This window comes from Mitsuaria sp. WAJ17 (genome assembly GCF_014174515.1).
In the GTDB taxonomy this organism is placed as follows: domain Bacteria; phylum Pseudomonadota; class Gammaproteobacteria; order Burkholderiales; family Burkholderiaceae_C; genus Roseateles_B.
This window is the reverse complement of sequence record NZ_JACJUG010000002.1, coordinates 153686-170689: the sequence shown is the minus strand read 5'-3', so window position 1 is coordinate 170689 and position 17004 is coordinate 153686. Positions and strand designations below refer to the sequence as shown.

The window sequence follows — 17004 nt, the reverse complement described above, 5'->3', positions numbered from 1 at the left end:
GATTCGGTGCTCGCGTGGTTGTTTGCGAGTGAGCCTATGATTATAGCTTCATTTTTCGGCTCACCAAGCATTTTCAGCTTGGCAGGCGAAAAAATTCAGGGCTTCAGCAGGTCCAGGCCGCCGAGGTAGGGGCGCAGCGCTTCTGGCACGGTGATGCTGCCGTCGCCGTTCTGGTAGTTCTCCAGCACGGCCACCAGGGTGCGGCCCACGGCCAGGCCGGAGCCGTTGAGGGTGTGCACCAGCTCGTTCTTGCCCTGGGCGTTCTTGAAGCGGGCCTGCATGCGGCGCGCCTGGAAGGCCTCGCAGTTGGAGCAGGAGCTGATCTCACGGTACACACCCTGGGCCGGTACCCACACTTCCAGGTCAAAGGTCTTGGCGGCGCCAAAGCCCATATCGCCCGTGCACAGGCTCATCACGCGATACGGCAGGCCCAGCTTCTGCAGGATGGCCTCGGCGTGCCCCACCATCTCGTCCAGGGCCTCGTAGCTCTTCTCGGGGTGGACGATCTGCACCATCTCGACCTTGTCGAACTGATGCTGGCGGATCAGGCCGCGGGTGTCGCGGCCGGCGCTGCCGGCCTCGGAGCGGAAGCAAGGGCTGTGGGCCGTCAGCTTGATGGGCAGTTGGGCGGCGTCCAGCACTTGCTCGCGCACGGTGTTGGTCAGCGAGATCTCGGAGGTCGAGATCAGGTACTGCTCGGCCGCCTCGTCGTCACCGCCGCGCAGCACCCAGAACATGTCTTCCTTGAACTTGGGCAACTGGCCCGTGCCCTCCAGCACCTCGCGGTTGACGATGTAGGGCGTGTAGCACTCGGTGTAGCCGTGCTCGCCGGTCTGCACGTCCAGCATGAACTGCGCCAAGGCGCGGTGCAGGCGGGCCGCCTGGCCCTTCAGGAAGGTGAAGCGCGAGCCGCTGAGCTTGGCGCCGGTCTCGAAGTCCAGGCCCAGGGGCGCGCCCAGGTCCACGTGGTCCTTCAGCTCGAAATCAAAGGTCTTGGGCGTGCCCCAGCGGCGCACCTCGACATTGCCGGATTCATCGGCGCCCACGGGCACCGACTCATGCGGCAGGTTGGGCACGCTCATCAGCATGGCGTGCAACTCCTGCTGGATGGCGTCCAGGCGCTCGGCGCCGGCCTTTTGCTCGTCGCCGATGCCGCCCACCTCCGCCATCTCGGCCGAGGCGTCCTCGCCCTTGCCCTTCTTCATGCCGATCTGCTTGGACAGCGCATTGCGGCGCGCCTGCAGCTCTTCGGTACGGGTCTGAACGGCCTTGCGCTCGGCCTCCAGGGCCTTGAAGCGTTCGACGTCCAGGAAGGTCTGGGGATTCTTGCGGCTCTGCAGACGCGCGATCACGGCGTCCAGGTCCTTGCGCAACAGGGTCAGGTCAAGCATGGGGGTCCTCGTCTCGGGGAGGGAATTCTAGGCAGCGGGCCGACCAACTCGGACGCGCCCGCGCGAAAAATGGCCTAGGAGGCCGATCAGGGAGCGGCCGGCGTCAAGATCGGGACGCCGCATGCTCGGCCATGGACTTGTCGCCCAGGCCCAGGGGCAGCGGGAAGCGCACATGCTCCTCCACGCCCGGCAGGCTGCGCACGGCGGTGGCGCCCAGGTCGCGCAAACGGGCGATCACGGCCTGAACCAGCACATCGGGTGCCGAGGCGCCGGCCGTCAGGCCCACACGCTGGCGGCCCTCGAACCAGGCGGCCTTCAGGTCCTCGGCGCCATCGACCATATAGGCCGGCGTGCCCAGTCGCTCGGCCAGCTCACGCAGCCGGTTGCTGTTGGAGCTGGTGGGGCTGCCCACCACCACCACCACATCCACCTGCGGAGCCAGCAGCTTGACGGCGTCCTGGCGGTTCTGGGTGGCGTAGCAGATGTCCTGCTTCTTGGGCTCGCGGACCTCGGGGAAATGCTTCTTCACCGCGGCCAGAATCTCGGCAGCGTCATCCACGCTGAGTGTGGTCTGAGTGACCACGGCCAGCCTGGAGGGGTCCTTCACGCGCACATGGGCCACGTCAGCCACCTCTTCCACGAGATAGATGCCATCGCTGAGCTGGCCCATGGTGCCCTCGACCTCGGGGTGACCCTTGTGGCCGATCATGATGAACTCGTAGCCCTCGCGGTGCAGCTTGGCCACCTCCACATGCACCTTGGTGACCAGCGGGCAGGTGGCGTCATAGACCTGGAAGCCGCGCTGGGCCGCCTCCTGGCGCACCGCCTGGCTGACGCCATGGGCGCTGAAGACCAGGGTGGCGCCCGGCGGCACGTCCGCCAAGTCCTCGATGAAGATGGCACCCTTGGACTTCAGGTCGTTGACGACAAAGGTGTTGTGCACGATCTCGTGGCGCACGTAGATGGGCGCGCCGAACTTCTGGAGGGCGCGCTCGACGATCTCGATGGCGCGGTCCACACCGGCACAGAAGCCGCGCGGCTCGGCCAGCAAGACTTCCCCGAGAGATTGCAAGGCCTGCTCACTCATCACAGCACCCCGATGATCTGCACTTCAAAGCTCACGGGCTGGCCAGCCAGCGGGTGGTTGAAGTCGAACAGCAACCAGTCCTCGCCGACCTCGCGCACCAGGCCCGCGTAGCTGCCCGTGCCGTCAGGTGTGGGGAACTCGATCACGTCGCCCACCGAGTAGGTCTGGTCCGGATCGCCCAGCTCGTCCAGGAGGGTGCGCTTCACGCGCTGCAGCATCTCCGGGTTGCGCTCGCCAAAGGCCTCACCGGCCTCCAGCTCGAAGCGGGTGTGCGCGCCCTCTGCCAGGCCGATCAGCCGGGCCTCGATGGCAGGCGCCAACTGGCCGGCGCCCATGGAGAGCGTAGCAGGCTTGTCGTCAAAGGTATTGACAATATCAGCGCCGTCAGGGCCGGCCAGACGGTAGTGCAGGGTTAAAAAGGACCCTTGTTGGATGAGGTTCATGCTGTCCCGGCGTTCAGGCCGGTCTCTTTGTCGCTGTGGTGGATTTTAGGCTGGACGACAATGCGAGCCCGCCCGAACCCACATTCCTTTCATTTCCTTGGTCCAGCGCAAGCCCTTGCGCCAGGCGCCTCGCTTCTCCTTCTGCTCACATGCTGCATGAACTCCCCGCCGCCGCCCGGCCCCGCGAGAAGCTCCTGGCCCGAGGCGCCTCGGCCCTGGCTGACGCCGAGTTGCTGGCCCTGCTGCTGGGCACCGGGCTCAAGGGCAAGCCGGTGCTGAACCTGTCCCAGGAACTGCTCGACCGCTTCGGAGGCCTGGCCGGGCTCATGCACGCCGACGCCCAGGCTCTCAAGTCCGTCAAGGGCCTGGGGCCTGCCCGCCGTGCCGAGCTGGCGGCCGTCCTCGAGATCGCGGACCGCACTCTTCAGGCCCGACTTCAGCGCAGCACCAGCTTTGAGGCCCCCCATGCGGTGCGGGCCTATCTTCAGCTGCAACTGGCCCACCTGGACCACGAAGCCTTCGCCGTCCTGTTCCTCGACGCCCAGCACCGCCTCATCCGCATGGAAGTACTTTTTCACGGCACCCTCACCCAGGCCAATGTCTACCCCCGCGAGGTCGCCAAGCGCGCACTGGCTCTGGGCGCCGCGGCGCTGATCCTGGCGCACAACCATCCCTCGGGCGTGGCCGAGCCGTCCAAGTCCGATGAACTGCTGACGCAGCAGCTCATCAAGGCCCTGGCCCTGGTGGAGGTGCGCGTGCTGGACCACATCGTCGTGGCGGCCGGCCAGTCGGTCTCCATGGCCGAGCGGGGCCTGATCTGACATGCGCCGCAAGCCCGTCCCCCCCGCGCTGCAAAGCCTCCAGGACCTCGGTCAACTGCACAAGGAGCTGCAACGCCGCCAGCGCGAGGAAGAAGTCCGCCAGGAGCGCGAGGCCGCGCGGCGGCGCCTGTTGGAGCGGGAGGCCCGGCTCTTCGAGCTGAGCGTGGGCCCCGTGACCCAGTTGCCTGACACCGGCCGTGTGCTGCTGAACGCCGCACCGCCCCTGCCAGAGCCTCGGCAGCGCGAGCTCGACGAACAGGCTGTGCTGCGCCAGGCCCTGTCGGACGACTTCGATGTCGAATCCCTGCTGGAAACCGACGAGACCCTGTCGTTCCGGCGCCCCGAAGTCAGCCTGGAGGTGGTGCGCAAGCTGCGCCGGGGCCATTGGGCCCTGCAGGCGCAGATTGACCTCCATGGCTTGCGGCGCGACCAGGCACGCGAGGCCCTGGGCAGTTTCATCCACGACAGTGCACGCCGCGGTATGCGCTGCGTGCGGGTAGTGCATGGCAAGGGCAATGGATCGCCCGGCCGGGAGCCGGTGCTCAAGACCCGGGTGAGGCGTTGGCTGGTGCAGAAGCAGGAGGTGCTGGCCTTCGTCCAGGCCCGTCCCAGCGACGGCGGCGCAGGCGCCCTGATGGTGCTACTCAACGGCAGCTGAAGGCCAAAGCCGCCCAGCATCCCGGTCCACGCTGAACGCCAGCTTGCAAGGCGGCCGGCTGTCGATGCCGGACCACAATCGGACCCGAAGACGGCCCTCCGCGGCGTTACGGATTGACGCCCATTCAGCTTCCTCGCTAGTCTGGCCCTGCGGCATGCACCGACGGGAGGTTTTCCCGGCGGCCCGCCAGGCGACCGCCCGGGACGGTGCCACCGTGTTGTTCTCATTGACCCCATTCCTGAGAGGACCGCACATGAGCGACTTGCATACCCTGGAACTCCCGAAGAGGAGCGTCAAAGGCATCAGCCTGGTCATCCTGACCCATGCCCTGATCATCTGGGGACTGGCCTCTGGCCTCGCCACCCATTTCACGAAGAAGGAACAAGCACCGGCAGTGTTCATCGACAAGCCGGACAAGACGGTCAAGCTGGAGCCCCCGCCCCTGGAGCCGCCCAAGCCCGTCTTCGATACGGTCAAACCTGACCTGATTCCTCAGCGGGAAATCCACATCGAACAGACCCAGGTTCAACCCACCATCACCGGTGTCACCGAGACCCCGCCCAACAGCGATGTTCAGCCGGGTACCGGCAGCAAGCCCGCGCAGACAGGCCAGGGCCAGACCGTCACGCCGCCCATGGTCGGCCCGCTGCGCGCTGAAGCCGTATGCGACGTGATGGCCATGCCCGAGATGCCGGCAGTGAACTGGAGCGGGCGCGCCTCGCTCAAGGTCCAGGCAAGGCTTGTGGCCGGCCGCGTGGCCGAGGTGGAGTTCCTGAGCCTGGCGGGCGGCATGGACGCTCGCACCCGCCGTGCCCTGCAGAACGCGGTGCAAGCGGCCCTGGGCGCATACCAATGCCGAGGCAACCAGACCTTCGAGCAGGAGTTCGTCTTCAACGTCCAGTAATCGAGCGTTGCTTCGTCCGCTGATCCGGGGCGGGGGCAGGCGAACCCGCGGCCTGCCCCGCCTTCAGGCGTGCACGAAATGGCGCCACCACAGGCCATCCATCAGCAACAGACAGGTCAGCAGCAACAGGCCGGCCAGCCAGCGCCCCGCCGCCTGCCCTGGCGCCCGCTTCAGGTTCATGCCTGCGATCGCCAGGCTCCACAGCGTGGCAGCCCCCAGCAGACCGAGGCGCGCCGCCAGGACGAAGGAGGGCCAGGCAAGGCCGACGGTGCGCAGCTGGCTCAGGGTCATCTGGGAGAGGCCGACGAACAGCGTCATGGCCCCCAGCGGTGTCATCGTCAGGGCCAGTTGTGCCCAGTCCAGGCCGCTGCAGCGGGCCGCGATGCGCAACAGCAGGTGCAGGAGCCCACCCACCAGCACGGTGGCCGTTCCGATGTAGACGAGGATGCACAGGCCATCGATCCACAGGAACACGTCCTGGGCCTGCGGTTCGTGGGTCAGCAGCCACCACGGTGCCGTGTCCTCCAGCAGCCAGAGCCCAAGACCACCTTCCAGCACGGCATCCACGGCGGCCTGCTTCAAGGCGACCCAAAGCGGGCTGCCACTCCACTGGAAAGCGGCCAGCGCAACCCCGAAGAGCCCGTAAACCAGCAGCAGCGCGGCTTGGAGCCGGGCCTGTGGGTCTCGAGCAGACTGCAGCAGCTCGGCGCCGGGCCAGCGGCCGCGAAGGGCAATGGCCTGGCGATGGCCGCTGCAGCGGCCGCAAGCATGGCAGTCCGCCGCGGCATCGAGATGACGCAGGTCCAGCAAGGGCGGGCAATCCACCCGCTGGGCGGGGCCGGCATGGGCGCGCCAGGCGGCCGCGTCGGCCCGGTAATGCAGGGGCGCCAGCCGCGCCAGCAGGCCGAAGACACCGCTGACCGGGCACAGGTAGCGGCACCAGACCCGCTTGCCCCGCCCGTAGACCCAACCGACGCCCATGGCCAGCACGGTGGAGCCGCCCAGGATCAGCAGCGTGGCCCGCGGGTATTCGTAGACGCTGATCAGCTGCCCCCACACCGTGGTCCAGACAAAGGCGAGCAAGGGCCATCCGCCCCAGCGCAACCAGCGAGGAATGCTGCGCCCCAGGCCATGCCGGCTGGCCCATTCGGTGAGTGTGCCCTCGGGGCACAGCGTGCCGCACCACAGGCGGCCCGACAGCATCACGCTGAGGATGACAAAGGGCCACCAGATCCCCCAGAACAGGAACTGGGCGAAGAGCGTGAGGTGGTCCAGCAACCGGGCCGACTCCGGCGGCGGCGGCAGCAGCACGGGCAGGATCACCAGGGTGAGATACAGCAGCACGACGGCCCATTGCAGGCACAGGACCCAGCCACGGTGGCGGCGCAGGGCCTCGCCCCAGCGGGCAACGCCATCGATGCCCGCCGGCGGCTGTGCTGCCGGACTGACGGCGATGGGGATGAGGCGCCGGCTCATCGCCGGCATTCCCGGTGCCGTCCGGCGTGGCGCAGCAGCAGCACGGCCAGCAGCGCAAAGCCCGCATAGAAGCCCGCCAGGCAGGCACTGGGTCGATCCCGGTAGCCCACCAGTTGGGCCAGGCCATGGCCGAGACCCTGCGTGTCTGGCAACCAGGCCGAGCTGTCCCAGAGTGGGTCCAGGCCGCTGGGCAGCCAGTCCATCGCCAGCAGGCGCTCCACGCCCTGCACCAGCATGGAGAAGGCCAGCATCAGCAGCAGCCCTTCGGCCACGCGGAACAGCAGCGGGCCCCGCAACCAGCGGGCGCCACGTTCCAGCAGAGTCAGGCAGGCCAGCGCCAGCCCCAGGCCCAGCGCGGCGCCGCCCAGTGCCGGCAGCAGCGAGGACGCGCTGCCCAGCTGCCCGGTGAGAAAGATGGCCGCCTCGCAGCCTTCGCGGGCGATGGTCAGAGCCACCATCAGTGCGAGGCCGCCGCCCTGCCCTGTCTGACCGGCCCGCGCCCGCAAGGACGCCTTCATGCCTGTGCCGTGGCGACGCATCCAGGCCAGCATCTGCAACACCAGCAGGGCCGCGAAAAGGGCCGCCCCGGCCTGGAAGGCGTCGAGCGCCTCGCCCTGCATCCAGCGGCTGGCGCCCAGGGTCAGGCCCGCCAGCAGGACGGACAGCAGCAGGCCCAGGACCGCACCCAGACCGATCCGGCGCCGCAGCCGCGAAGCCCCGGGCTGCTCGGCCACCCAGGCCAGGAGGATGGCCAGCACCAGCAGAGCCTCCAGGCTTTCCCGCCAGACGATGATGAAGGACGCCAGCATGCGGGACTCCTCAGCGAATCACGAGATCGAAGACCCCGGTGTCGGGATGGAACTCATCGACGAAGCGATAGCGGCCTGGCCGCATCGGCGCCAGCACCACGAAGGACTCACCGCCTTCGGCCAGGACCTTCTCGATGCGCAGGTCCAGGTTCTCGAACTCGATGGGGCCGGGGCCCTTGTTCTGCAGGCGCAGCTTGAGACGCTGGCCTGCCGGCAACTCGAGTTGGGCTGGGCTGATGCGCCCGTTCTGCAGCACCAGCAGGGCACCGGGCAGCTCGGCGCGGCAGGCGCCCAGCGGCGCCATGAGCAGGGTCAGCAGGGCCGCCGCGCGGCGCCATGACACAGGCCGGCGCATCACAGCCCCACCCGGGCACGCAGCCCCCAGACGCGGATGGCCGGGCTGCCGGCCTGGGCCAGCGAATGGCGTATCCACTGGAGGTCCGGCGTAATCTGTACCTTGTCATTGAGCTGGTAGCGGTAGAAGAGCTCCCAGACCTGCTCCTGCGCGCCCGCGCCTTGCGAGCGCCGCCAGGCCTCGGCGCCGTGCAGCCAGGCGGCGGCCAGGCCCAGGCCGTCGGCACCACGCCCCCAACGCCTGCCGTCGAGCTCCAGCCCCAGGGTCAGGGCCCGGTCCACCCGGGGCGAGCCCTTCAGCTGGTGGCCATAGCGCAGGAAGCCGGTCCAGTCGTCGCCCAGGCGCTGGTCCAGGGACGCGCCCCAGCCCGCATGGACGGCGGGACTGCCCTCGTGCTCGCGGGCCTGGCCGTTGCGCCAGGCATAGACCCGGTAGTTGCCGGGCAGGCCGGCCCACAGGCGTCGGTGGGTGTCCAACTGAGCCAGCAGCAGGGGGCGGCCCAGGCCCTTGCCGAAGCCTGCCGCCTCACCCGCAGCAAACACCCCCAGAGAGGCGCTCCAGCCCGTGGCCCGGTCGGGCTGGGCGCCATAGGCCAGGCGCAGACCCGGCGTGAAGCCGTAGGCATCGCCGCCGATGTCACCGCCGGCGTCCAGCAAGGGGTTGTGTACGAAGACCTTGTTCTGGAAGCGCGCCGTCTCGTCATCGGCGATGGCGTTCTGGTCGAAGAACAGGAAGGGGTCCATCTTGCCCACCGTGATTTCCAGCTGCTCCCGGGCCTTGGCTTGCCCGTGGTCACGCGGCAGCGGGACGGTCAGTTGGTACCAGGCCTGGGCCAGGACCGCGAAGGAATCCGCGGCGCCGGCCTGGGTCTGGAAAGCGATGGCATTCGCGCTGCCCGCCAGGCTGTCCCGCAGAGCGAGACCCTCGCCCTGCCCCAGCCGCACATGGGCGAAGAGACGGCCCTCGATGTCATTGAGCCGGCCCGCCGGCACACCCACGGAGACATCGCCCCGGTAGTTCAGCCGCGACTGGGCCTTGCCGCCGTCCAGGGACGCCGCCGGCGCCGCCTGCAACACGCCCGCCAGCGAGGCCGCGACGCTGACGCCCTCCAGCGCCTCGATCTGCCGGGCCTGCTTCTGCATGGCCAGGGACTGGAATTCGACGGCCTTGAGACGGGTGACGAGCTCGGGCTCCTGCTCGCTCAGGCGCTCCGTGTTCAGGGCCTTGTCTGTCTGCTGCTGTGCGTCCTCGAGGGCCTGGAGCCGCCTGTCCGTCGAGGGCGCCAGGGCATCCAGGCGCTCGCGCAGCTGCTGGTTCTCCTTCTCCAGACGCTCCATGCGCTGGAGCAGTTGCCTGAGCTCGGGTGGCAGCGGCGCGGTGGCCTGGGCGCTCGCGAGCACCGGGCTAAGCAGGGCTGCGCCCAGCAGTGAATGCAGGGTCGGCCGCATTTCAGTAACCGCCCTTCTTGCCGACGCCAGCATAGTTGAACTCCCACTCCGCAGTCAGCGGCTTGAACCACGGCCGCACGCCGGTGGCCCGGTCGGTATGGCGGCCGAAGTGCTTGCCCATGGCGTTGTCCGGGGCGTTCGGGGCCGAGAGGATGAAGCGGACCTGGTACTTGCCGGGGCCGCGGAGCTTGACGTTGTCGCCATAGTGCGGCCCGTCACTGGCCACCATGGGCATCAGCAGGCCGCTGATCACTTCGCTGCTGCCAACCTTGCGCAGCTCGTAGCGGATGTGCAGGTAGGGAATCCATGTCCCCTCGGCAAAGCCATTGCCGTTGCTGGCCAGGGCGTGGATGTCGGCCTCGAGGTGGATGTCGCTGTCCGCGGCTGCGCGCATATGGCCCTCGGGCTCCATGTCCACGGGCTGCAGGTACACGGCAGCGATCTCCATGCCAGCCAGGTTCTGGGGCGTGCCAATGGGGATTTCCGCGGCGAGGGCCGGCGCGCCCCGGCACAGTGCCAATCCCAGGACCAGGGTCTGCCAGCAGCGATTGAATGTCATGGATGCCTCCGTGAGAAAGTGGGAGGCAATGTAAATGCGAACTACTCGCATCCAGTTGAACGAGATCAAGCTCGTTGCGCTTGGGTGCCGCCTCGGACTGGTGCACGCTCTTCAGGTGGCGCCTGAGGGCCTCAGGCGCGGCAAGAGGCCGTTGAGCTGCTGTCGTGGGGACCTGCAGGCAGGGGCGGTTGCGGGGGCAAGTGCCTGGTGCTGACGCCAGTGGGGCGAGCGTGGAAGGGGGCGAGGGGCGGCGCGCTCAGCCGCCGATATTGCGCATCCAGTCCGCCGTGCCCATGAAAGCCTCGTCCAGGCGGGCCTGCAGCGCAGGATCCAGGGACAGCTCGGCCATGGCTTGGCGCATGCAGGCCACCCACTGGTCGCGCTCGCGGATGCCGATGCGAAAAGGCAGGTGCCGGGCCCGCAGGCGCGGGTGGCCGAAGCGCTCGACGAAATGATCCGGGCCGCCCAGCCAGCCGCACAGGAACCAGAACAGCTTGTCCCGCGAGCCGGACATGTCGGTGGGATGCACGCCGCGCAGCTCGGCGTAGGCCGGCTCCAGGTCCATGAGGTCGTAGAAGCGATCGACCAGAGCGCGGACGGCCTCTTCGCCGCCCACCCATTCATAGGCGCTGCGCGGCGCCTCCTTGCTTGATGCGAGATCAGTCATGCCGCCAGCTTAGCAGCGCACCCCAGGGTGGGCAGCACCCCAAGCCTCAGCTCAGCAGGCGGGTGGCCAGGGCCTTGATGGACTGTGCTGCATCGCTGCCGGGGTAGTTCTCCAGCAGCAGTTGGCGCTTGAGCACGGCCTGGCGCACCGCCACGTCCGCCTTGACCTCGCCCAGCAGCTCCAGCTTGAATCCCTGGCCCGGCAGGGCGCCCACGAAGCGCTGCAGCACCTGCTGAAGCTGGCCACAGATCAGCTTACCCTCGCCGGGGCGCGAGGCCTGGTTGAGCACCAGGCCCACGTGGCGGCGATCCTGCTGGGTGGCCAGCACCTTGATCGTGGCGTAGGCGTCCGTCAGGGAGGTCGGCTCCGGGGTGGCAACGACCAGCACATCGGTCGCCAGGGACACGGCATACAGCACCACGTCGGAGATGCCGGCACCGGTGTCCAGCAGCACCCAGTCGAAGCGCGGCTTGACCAGCTCGATGATGTGCAGCAGCTTCTCGCGCACCTCGGGCGTCAGACGGGAGTACTCCACCATGCCCGAGCCCGCCAGCAGCACATGGAAGCCCCCGGGCGCCGGCAGGATGGCCTGCTCCAGCGTGGCCTTCTCTGTGAAGACGTCGTGCAGGGTGATCTTCGGATGCAGGTTCAGCACCACGTCGAGGTTGGCCAGGCCCAGGTCGGCGTCAAGGACCAGCACGCGCAGGCCGCGGGCCGCAAGGGCCGCCGCGAGGTTGGCGGTCACGAAGGTCTTGCCGACGCCCCCCTTGCCGCTGGTGACGGCCAGGGTCCGGGCGCCGCCTCGGCTGGGCCGGGTGGGAGATGCAGCAGGCGCTGGGGTGGTGCTCATTCGCTTTCCTGTTGCGTTAGTGCAAACAACATGCTTTTTTCATCGGCGCTGACCAGGGAATCCGGCTGGGCTTCCAGGCAGGCGCGATTGCGGCCTTCGGCCTTGGCCCGGTAGAGCTGGCGGTCGGCGCGCTCCATCCACAGCAGGGCCGAGGAACGCACCCATTGCGGCGCAAAGGCGCCGCCCAGGCTGACGGTGATCTTGAGGGACTGCGCCGGCGTCACCGGGATGGGCAGGGCCTCCACGGTTTCGCGGATGCGCTCTGCCACGGTGGCGCCAAAGGTGGCCGGGCAGTTCGGCAGGATGATGGCGAACTCCTCGCCGCCTACCCGGGCCACGGTGTCCATGGGGCGCACGGTCTGCATGAGGGCCTTGGCCACCGCCTGGATCACCAGGTCGCCGGCCGCATGGCCGTAGGTGTCGTTGACAGCCTTGAAATGGTCAATGTCCAGCACCAGCAGAAGGGCCGGCTCGCCGGAACGGGCCACCCGGTCCACCTCGCGTGACAGCGCCATCTCGAAGCTGCGGCGGTTGTCCAGATGGGTCAGCGCGTCCTTGCTGGAAAGGTCACACAAGGCGTCCAGCACGGCCTGCAGCCAGTCTTTGCTGTGGGGCTCGGTATCCGGCAGCATGGCGCCGGCCTGCTGCAACAGCTGCAGCGCAGGTTCCAGGCGGAGGTCCTGGATGTCGATGTGGAGGCGGGATGGACTGGATGGCAAGAGCGTCCCCTGAGGATGCCAGGGCAGTCTAGCAGCGCCTAAGTGCGCAAACTGGCACGAATTGGCGGGTTCTCCCCTTCCAGTTTTTACATTCTTGCCACGGCAGGCTCACAGACACTGCAAAACACCCGAGAATCGACTCGACAGGGCCAAAGAAGCCCATGCCTACCAACCAGGAGCAGCGAGCACACCCATGCGGCCCACCCTGCCAGCGTCCCCCGTTGCCGAGTCCGTGGACCACGAGTTCAGCTTCAGCCGCAGCGATTTCGACCGCGTGCGCCAACTGATCTACCAGCATGCAGGCATCAGCCTGCATGACGGCAAGCACGCTATGGTCTACAGCCGCCTGTCCCGGCGCCTGCGAGACACCGGCTACAACTCCTTTGCCAGCTACCTTCAGTGGCTGGAGTCCTCCACGGGCGCCCAGGGCGAGCAGGAGTGGCAGGAGTTCGTCAACTGTCTGACAACCAACCTGACCTCCTTCTTCCGCGAAGAGCATCACTTCCATGCCCTGGCCGATGACCTGAAGCCGCTGGTGGGCAAGCCCGTGCGCATCTGGTGCTGTGCCGCCTCCACCGGCGAGGAGCCCTACTCCATCGCCATGACCTGCTCCGAGGCCCTGGGCAGCAGCGCACAGGTGCAGATCGTCGCCAGCGACATCGACACCAACGTGCTCAACACGGCCCGGCGCGGCGTCTACAACGCGGACTCCCGCGGCCTCTCTCCGGCCCGGCTCAAGAGCTTCTTCATGCGGGGCACTGGCGCCAACGAAGGCCGTATCCGCGTCAAACCGGAGCTGCAGCGCTGGATCGACTTCAAGACGCTCAATCTGATGAACAACCAGTGGCAGCTGGGCGAACCTTTCCACATCGTCTTCTGCCGCAACGTGATGATCTATTTCGACGCCCCGACGCAGCGCAAGGTGCTGGAGCGCATCCACAAGGTGATGCGTCCGCAGGGCCTGCTCTTCGTCGGCCACTCCGAGAACTTCACCGAATCCAAGGATCTGTTCCGACTGCGCGGCAAGACCATCTACGAGCGCGTCTGAGCCGGGCCGCGGCCCGCCCCTCCATTTTCCCGAGCCCTCCGGCCGAAACACCATCATGAGCACGCCTTCCCCCTCATCAGCCGTCAGCGCCTTGCAGGCCAGCGGCGTCGGCGCCGCGCGTGTGGCCCAGTTGAAGGCACAGCCCCGAAAGCAGGGTGAAGCCTCCTTCTTCTTCTACGACGCCCACTTCAAGAATGCCGCGGTGAAAGTCCTGCCGGGCGAGTACTTTGTCGACTGCGAAGACTTGCTGGTCATGACCACCCTGGGCTCCTGCATCGCCGCCTGCCTGTGGGATCGCCATGCGCAGGTCGGCGGCATGAACCACTTCATGCTGCCCGAAGGGGCGGGGGATTCGGGCCGCTACGGCTCTTTTGCGATGGAACTGCTGATCAACGAGATGATGAAGCGCGGGGCCTCCAAGGGCCGCATGGAAGCCAAGATCTTCGGCGGCGGGGCCGTGATCAGCGGCATGAACACGATCAACGTCGGCGAGCGCAACACCAATTTCGTGCTGGACTACCTCAAGCTGGAACGCATTCCCGTGGTCTCCAAGGATGTGATGGACGTCTACCCCAGAAAGGTCTGCTTCCTGCCCCACAGCGGCAAGGCCATGGTGAAGCGACTCGCCCCCACCAACACCGACGCCTTGCTGCAGCAAGATCGCGCCGCCGCCCAGAAGGCCCAACCCGTGGTGGCGACCGGCGGCTCCATCGATCTGTTCTAAGGCGCAACAAGGGAAAGAGCAATGGCCAAGACCAAAGTCGTGGTGGTTGATGACTCCGCACTGGTGCGCAGCATCCTGACCGAAATCATCAACCGTCAACCGGACATGGAATGCATCGGCGCCGCGGCCGACCCGCTGGCAGCCCGGGAGATGATCCGCAACCTCGACCCGGACGTCATCACGCTGGACGTCGAGATGCCCAAGATGGACGGGCTGGACTTCCTGTCCCGCCTGATGCGCCTGCGGCCCATGCCCGTGGTGATGGTGTCCACGCTGACCGAGCGCGGCGCCGAGGTGACGCTCAAGGCTCTGGAGCTGGGGGCCATCGACTTCGTGGCCAAGCCCAAGATCGGCGTGGCCGACGGCATCCGCCAGTTGGCACAGGACATCACCGACAAGATCCGCGTGGCCTCCAAAGCCCACATCCGCCGCCATCAGGCGCCGGCCCCTGCCGCTGCGCCGGGCGAGGCACCAGTCGCACCCAAGCCCGTCACGGTGACCAGCATCGGGCGGCTCTCGACGGAAAAGATCATCTTCATCGGCGCCTCCACCGGCGGCACCGAGGCCACCAAGGACGTGCTGGTCAACCTGCCCGCTGACAGCCCGGCCGTGGTCATCACCCAGCACATGCCGCCCGGCTTCACCAAGAGCTATGCGGCGCGCCTGGACGGCCTGTGCAAGATCCGGGTCAAGGAGGCGCAGGACGGCGAACGCATCCTGCCCGGCCACGGCTACATCGCCCCAGGCGGCATGCACCTCAGCGTGGAACGCTCGGGCGCCAACTACATCGCCCGCGTGCAGGACGGCGAGCCCGTCAACCGCCACAAACCCTCCGTCGAGGTGCTGTTCAATTCCGCCGCACGGGTGGTGGGGCCCAATGCCCTGGGCATCATGCTGACCGGCATGGGCGGGGACGGCGCACGGGCCATGAAGGTCATGAAGGACGCCGGCGCCTACAACTTCGTGCAGGACGAGGCCACCTGCGTGGTCTTCGGCATGCCGCGCGAGGCCATCAATGCAGGAGCCGCGGACGAGATCCTGCCCCTGGGCCAGATCGCCCCGCGCCTGATCGAGCGCCTGCGCAGCACGGCCGGCTTCTCGACCAACCGCGTCTGAGCGCCCCTCCCGCCACGCGCCGCTCCCCCGAGGCGGTGGCGCGCCGAGTGCGGATTTTTTCACGGCCTTTGGTGATTCGTATCACTTCAGGATCGGGGTCGTCAGCCTGTCATCGACAGCAACGACAGTGGCGGCCATGTCCCTGGTTTCCCCCGTTCATGACACCGCCTGTGCCGCGACCAGCGTCCGTGCACTGATCGACACCGAGCAACTGCGCATCCTCTTCCAGCCCATTGCCGCCCTGGACTGCAGCAGCATCCACGGGCACGAGGCTCTGGTGCGCGGACCGGTGGGCGGCCCGCTGGAATTTCCCGACGCCCTCTTCGAGGCCGGCCGTCGCGAGGGCCTCAGCGTTGAGCTGGAAGTGCGCTGCGCCCTGCTGGCCATGCGCGACTGGGCGCAGGCGCGCCTGCCCGGCAAGCTCTTCATCAACATCTCGGCCTCGGCCCTCTGCATGGCGCTGAGCGAGCAGAACTGGCAACGCGGCCTGGGCTTGTGCGAGCGCTACGGCATCACGCCCTCGGACGTTGTCGTCGAGCTGACCGAGCACGAGCGCGTGAGCGACATCGACAGCCTGCGTCGTGGCCTGGTTCGCCTGCGCCGCCTCGGCGTGGGCATTGCGCTGGACGATTTCGGCGACGGGCGTTCCAGCCTGCGCTTGTGGTCAGAGATCCAGCCCAATCTCGTCAAGATTGACAAGTATTTCACTCAGCACCTGCCGGCCCATGCCGAAAAGCTGCAGACGTTCCGCGCCCTGCTTCAGCTGGCCGAGACCTTCGGCGCGCAGCTGGTGGCGGAAGGCATCGAGCAACCCGAGGAACTGCGGGTGCTGCGGGACCTGGGGGTGTCCTATGGTCAGGGCTGGCTGCTGGGCCGGCCCAGTGACGGCGGCGCACGCGAACTGCTGCCAGCCGCCCGTGCCGTGCTGGCCAGCGCCGACATCGCCGTGCTGCCCGAACTGCGTCGCGCAGGGGGCCCCGGCATCACCGCCGAAAGCCTGGCCCAGCAGGCACCTGCGCTGCCGCAATCGACCACGCATGAGCAGCTCTACCGCTTCTTCAACGAGCAGGAGGGCCTGCAGGCCGTGGCCGTGCTGGATGCGCAGGAGCAACCGGTGGCCCTGGTCGATCGCACGCAGTTCATGAACCGCTGGGCCAAGCCCTTCTTCAACGACCTCTACGGCCGCCATGCCTGCACGCTCTTCGCCAACACCTCGCCTCTGGTCGTCGATGCGCAGACCGGCCTGGATGCCCTCACCCGCGTGCTGACCTCGGCCGACCAGCGCTATCTGCGCGAGGGCTTCATCATCACCCGCGAGGGCCGCTACCTGGGCCTGGGCACAGGGGAGCAACTGGTGCGCTCGGTGACCGAGGCGCGCATCGAGGCCGCGCGCCATGCCAATCCGCTGACCTTCCTGCCAGGCAACATTCCCATCAGCCAGCACATCGGCCGCCTGCTGGCCAGCGGGCGCAGCTTCGTGGCGGCCTATGCCGACCTCAACCACTTCAAGCCCTACAACGACCTCTACGGCTACTGGCGCGGCGACGAGATGATCCGCCTCGCGGCGCGGGTCATGAGCAGCCACTGCGACAGCCAGCGCGACTTCCTGGGCCATGTGGGCGGAGACGATTTCGTCATCCTGTTCCAGAGCGATGACTGGGAGTCGCGCTGCGAGCAGATCTGCACGCGCTTCAACGAGCTGGCGCGAGGCCTCTTCGATGCAGAGGCCCTGGCGGCCGGCGGCATCATGGCCGAGGACCGCCATGGCAATCTGCGCTTCCACCCCTGCACCACGCTGAGCCTGGGCGTGGTGTGCATCAGCCCCGGACAGCTGTACCGCGCCGAGGACGTCGCCAGCGCCGCGGCCAATGCCAAGAGGCATGCCAAGCATGCGCAGCAGGGCGTCTATGTCATGGCGGCGGCCTGAGG

18 protein-coding genes are annotated in these 17004 nt (G+C 67.8%); 7 read left to right on the top strand and 11 right to left on the bottom strand.

Annotated elements, in window-relative coordinates:
• Nucleotides 1-95 precede the first annotated feature (95 nt).
• The 3 genes from serS to H5407_RS02360 all read right to left on the bottom strand — a co-directional run bounded on the left by serS (nt 96) and on the right by H5407_RS02360 (nt 2921).
• A complete protein-coding gene (gene serS / locus H5407_RS02370) occupies nt 96-1391 on the bottom strand; it encodes a serine--tRNA ligase (protein WP_183102804.1) in 1296 nt (431 codons plus the stop codon).
• Between the two features lie 103 nt (nt 1392-1494).
• Complete coding sequence (gene ispH / locus H5407_RS02365; RefSeq protein ID WP_255501026.1) at nt 1495-2463, bottom strand: 4-hydroxy-3-methylbut-2-enyl diphosphate reductase; 969 nt, start codon at nt 2461-2463, stop codon at nt 1495-1497.
• 14 nt (nt 2464-2477) lie between these two features.
• On the bottom strand, nt 2478-2921 hold the full coding sequence (locus H5407_RS02360) for a peptidylprolyl isomerase (RefSeq protein ID WP_183102802.1): 444 nt from the start codon (nt 2919-2921) through the stop codon (nt 2478-2480).
• A gap of 149 nt (nt 2922-3070) precedes the next feature.
• Between H5407_RS02360 and radC the strand changes: the two genes are divergently transcribed.
• The 3 genes from radC (at nt 3071) to H5407_RS02345 (ending at nt 5304) form a co-directional block, all read left to right on the top strand.
• Nucleotides 3071-3742 carry a DNA repair protein RadC gene (gene radC / locus H5407_RS02355; RefSeq protein ID WP_183102801.1) on the top strand — a complete coding sequence of 224 codons (672 nt, stop codon included), beginning with the start codon at nt 3071-3073 and terminating at the stop codon, nt 3740-3742.
• Between the two features lies 1 nt (nt 3743).
• Entirely contained in the window at nt 3744-4400 is a 657-nt protein-coding gene (locus tag H5407_RS02350; RefSeq protein ID WP_183102800.1) for a Smr/MutS family protein, read from the top strand.
• A gap of 253 nt (nt 4401-4653) precedes the next feature.
• A complete protein-coding gene (locus H5407_RS02345) occupies nt 4654-5304 on the top strand; it encodes a hypothetical protein (RefSeq protein ID WP_183102799.1) in 651 nt (216 codons plus the stop codon).
• Between the two features lie 63 nt (nt 5305-5367).
• Here H5407_RS02345 and H5407_RS02340 read toward each other — a convergent pair whose 3' ends face one another.
• From H5407_RS02340 to H5407_RS02305, 8 genes are all read right to left on the bottom strand, one after another.
• A complete protein-coding gene (locus tag H5407_RS02340) occupies nt 5368-6780 on the bottom strand; it encodes a 4Fe-4S binding protein (RefSeq protein ID WP_255501024.1) in 1413 nt (470 codons plus the stop codon).
• The gene (locus H5407_RS02335) at nt 6777-7589 is read right to left on the bottom strand and encodes an FTR1 family protein (protein ID WP_183102798.1); all 813 of its coding nucleotides are present in this window, start codon (nt 7587-7589) and stop codon (nt 6777-6779) included. Before H5407_RS02335 ends, H5407_RS02340 begins: the two co-directional genes overlap by 4 nt.
• A gap of 10 nt (nt 7590-7599) precedes the next feature.
• A complete protein-coding gene (locus H5407_RS02330; protein WP_310737601.1) occupies nt 7600-7932 on the bottom strand; it encodes a cupredoxin domain-containing protein in 333 nt (110 codons plus the stop codon).
• A gap of 11 nt (nt 7933-7943) precedes the next feature.
• Entirely contained in the window at nt 7944-9392 is a 1449-nt protein-coding gene (locus H5407_RS02325) for a carbohydrate porin (RefSeq protein WP_183102796.1), read from the bottom strand.
• Between the two features lies 1 nt (nt 9393).
• The gene (locus H5407_RS02320; protein ID WP_183102795.1) at nt 9394-9951 is read right to left on the bottom strand and encodes an iron transporter; all 558 of its coding nucleotides are present in this window, start codon (nt 9949-9951) and stop codon (nt 9394-9396) included.
• A gap of 256 nt (nt 9952-10207) precedes the next feature.
• A complete protein-coding gene (locus tag H5407_RS02315) occupies nt 10208-10618 on the bottom strand; it encodes a group II truncated hemoglobin (protein ID WP_183102794.1) in 411 nt (136 codons plus the stop codon).
• A 46-nt stretch (nt 10619-10664) separates the two neighbouring features.
• Nucleotides 10665-11468: a MinD/ParA family protein gene (locus tag H5407_RS02310; RefSeq protein WP_183102793.1), complete on the bottom strand. Its 804-nt coding sequence runs from the start codon at nt 11466-11468 to the stop codon at nt 10665-10667.
• Nucleotides 11465-12187, bottom strand: a complete 723-nt coding sequence (locus H5407_RS02305) for a GGDEF domain-containing protein (RefSeq protein WP_255501022.1) — start codon at nt 12185-12187, stop codon at nt 11465-11467. Before H5407_RS02305 ends, H5407_RS02310 begins: the two co-directional genes overlap by 4 nt.
• Nucleotides 12188-12380: 193 nt before the next feature.
• Here H5407_RS02305 and H5407_RS02300 point away from each other — a divergent pair, with 193 nt between their 5' ends.
• The 4 genes from H5407_RS02300 (at nt 12381) to H5407_RS02285 (ending at nt 17002) form a co-directional block, all read left to right on the top strand.
• Nucleotides 12381-13235 (top strand): CheR family methyltransferase, encoded by an 855-nt coding sequence (locus H5407_RS02300; RefSeq protein ID WP_183102792.1) that lies wholly within the window; start codon nt 12381-12383, stop codon nt 13233-13235.
• 55 nt (nt 13236-13290) lie between these two features.
• Nucleotides 13291-13959, top strand: a complete 669-nt coding sequence (gene cheD / locus H5407_RS02295) for a chemoreceptor glutamine deamidase CheD (RefSeq protein WP_183102791.1) — start codon at nt 13291-13293, stop codon at nt 13957-13959.
• A 21-nt stretch (nt 13960-13980) separates the two neighbouring features.
• The gene (locus H5407_RS02290; RefSeq protein WP_183102790.1) at nt 13981-15075 is read left to right on the top strand and encodes a chemotaxis response regulator protein-glutamate methylesterase; all 1095 of its coding nucleotides are present in this window, start codon (nt 13981-13983) and stop codon (nt 15073-15075) included.
• A gap of 136 nt (nt 15076-15211) precedes the next feature.
• A complete protein-coding gene (locus tag H5407_RS02285; protein WP_183102789.1) occupies nt 15212-17002 on the top strand; it encodes a GGDEF domain-containing protein in 1791 nt (596 codons plus the stop codon).
• Nucleotides 17003-17004 lie beyond the last annotated feature (2 nt).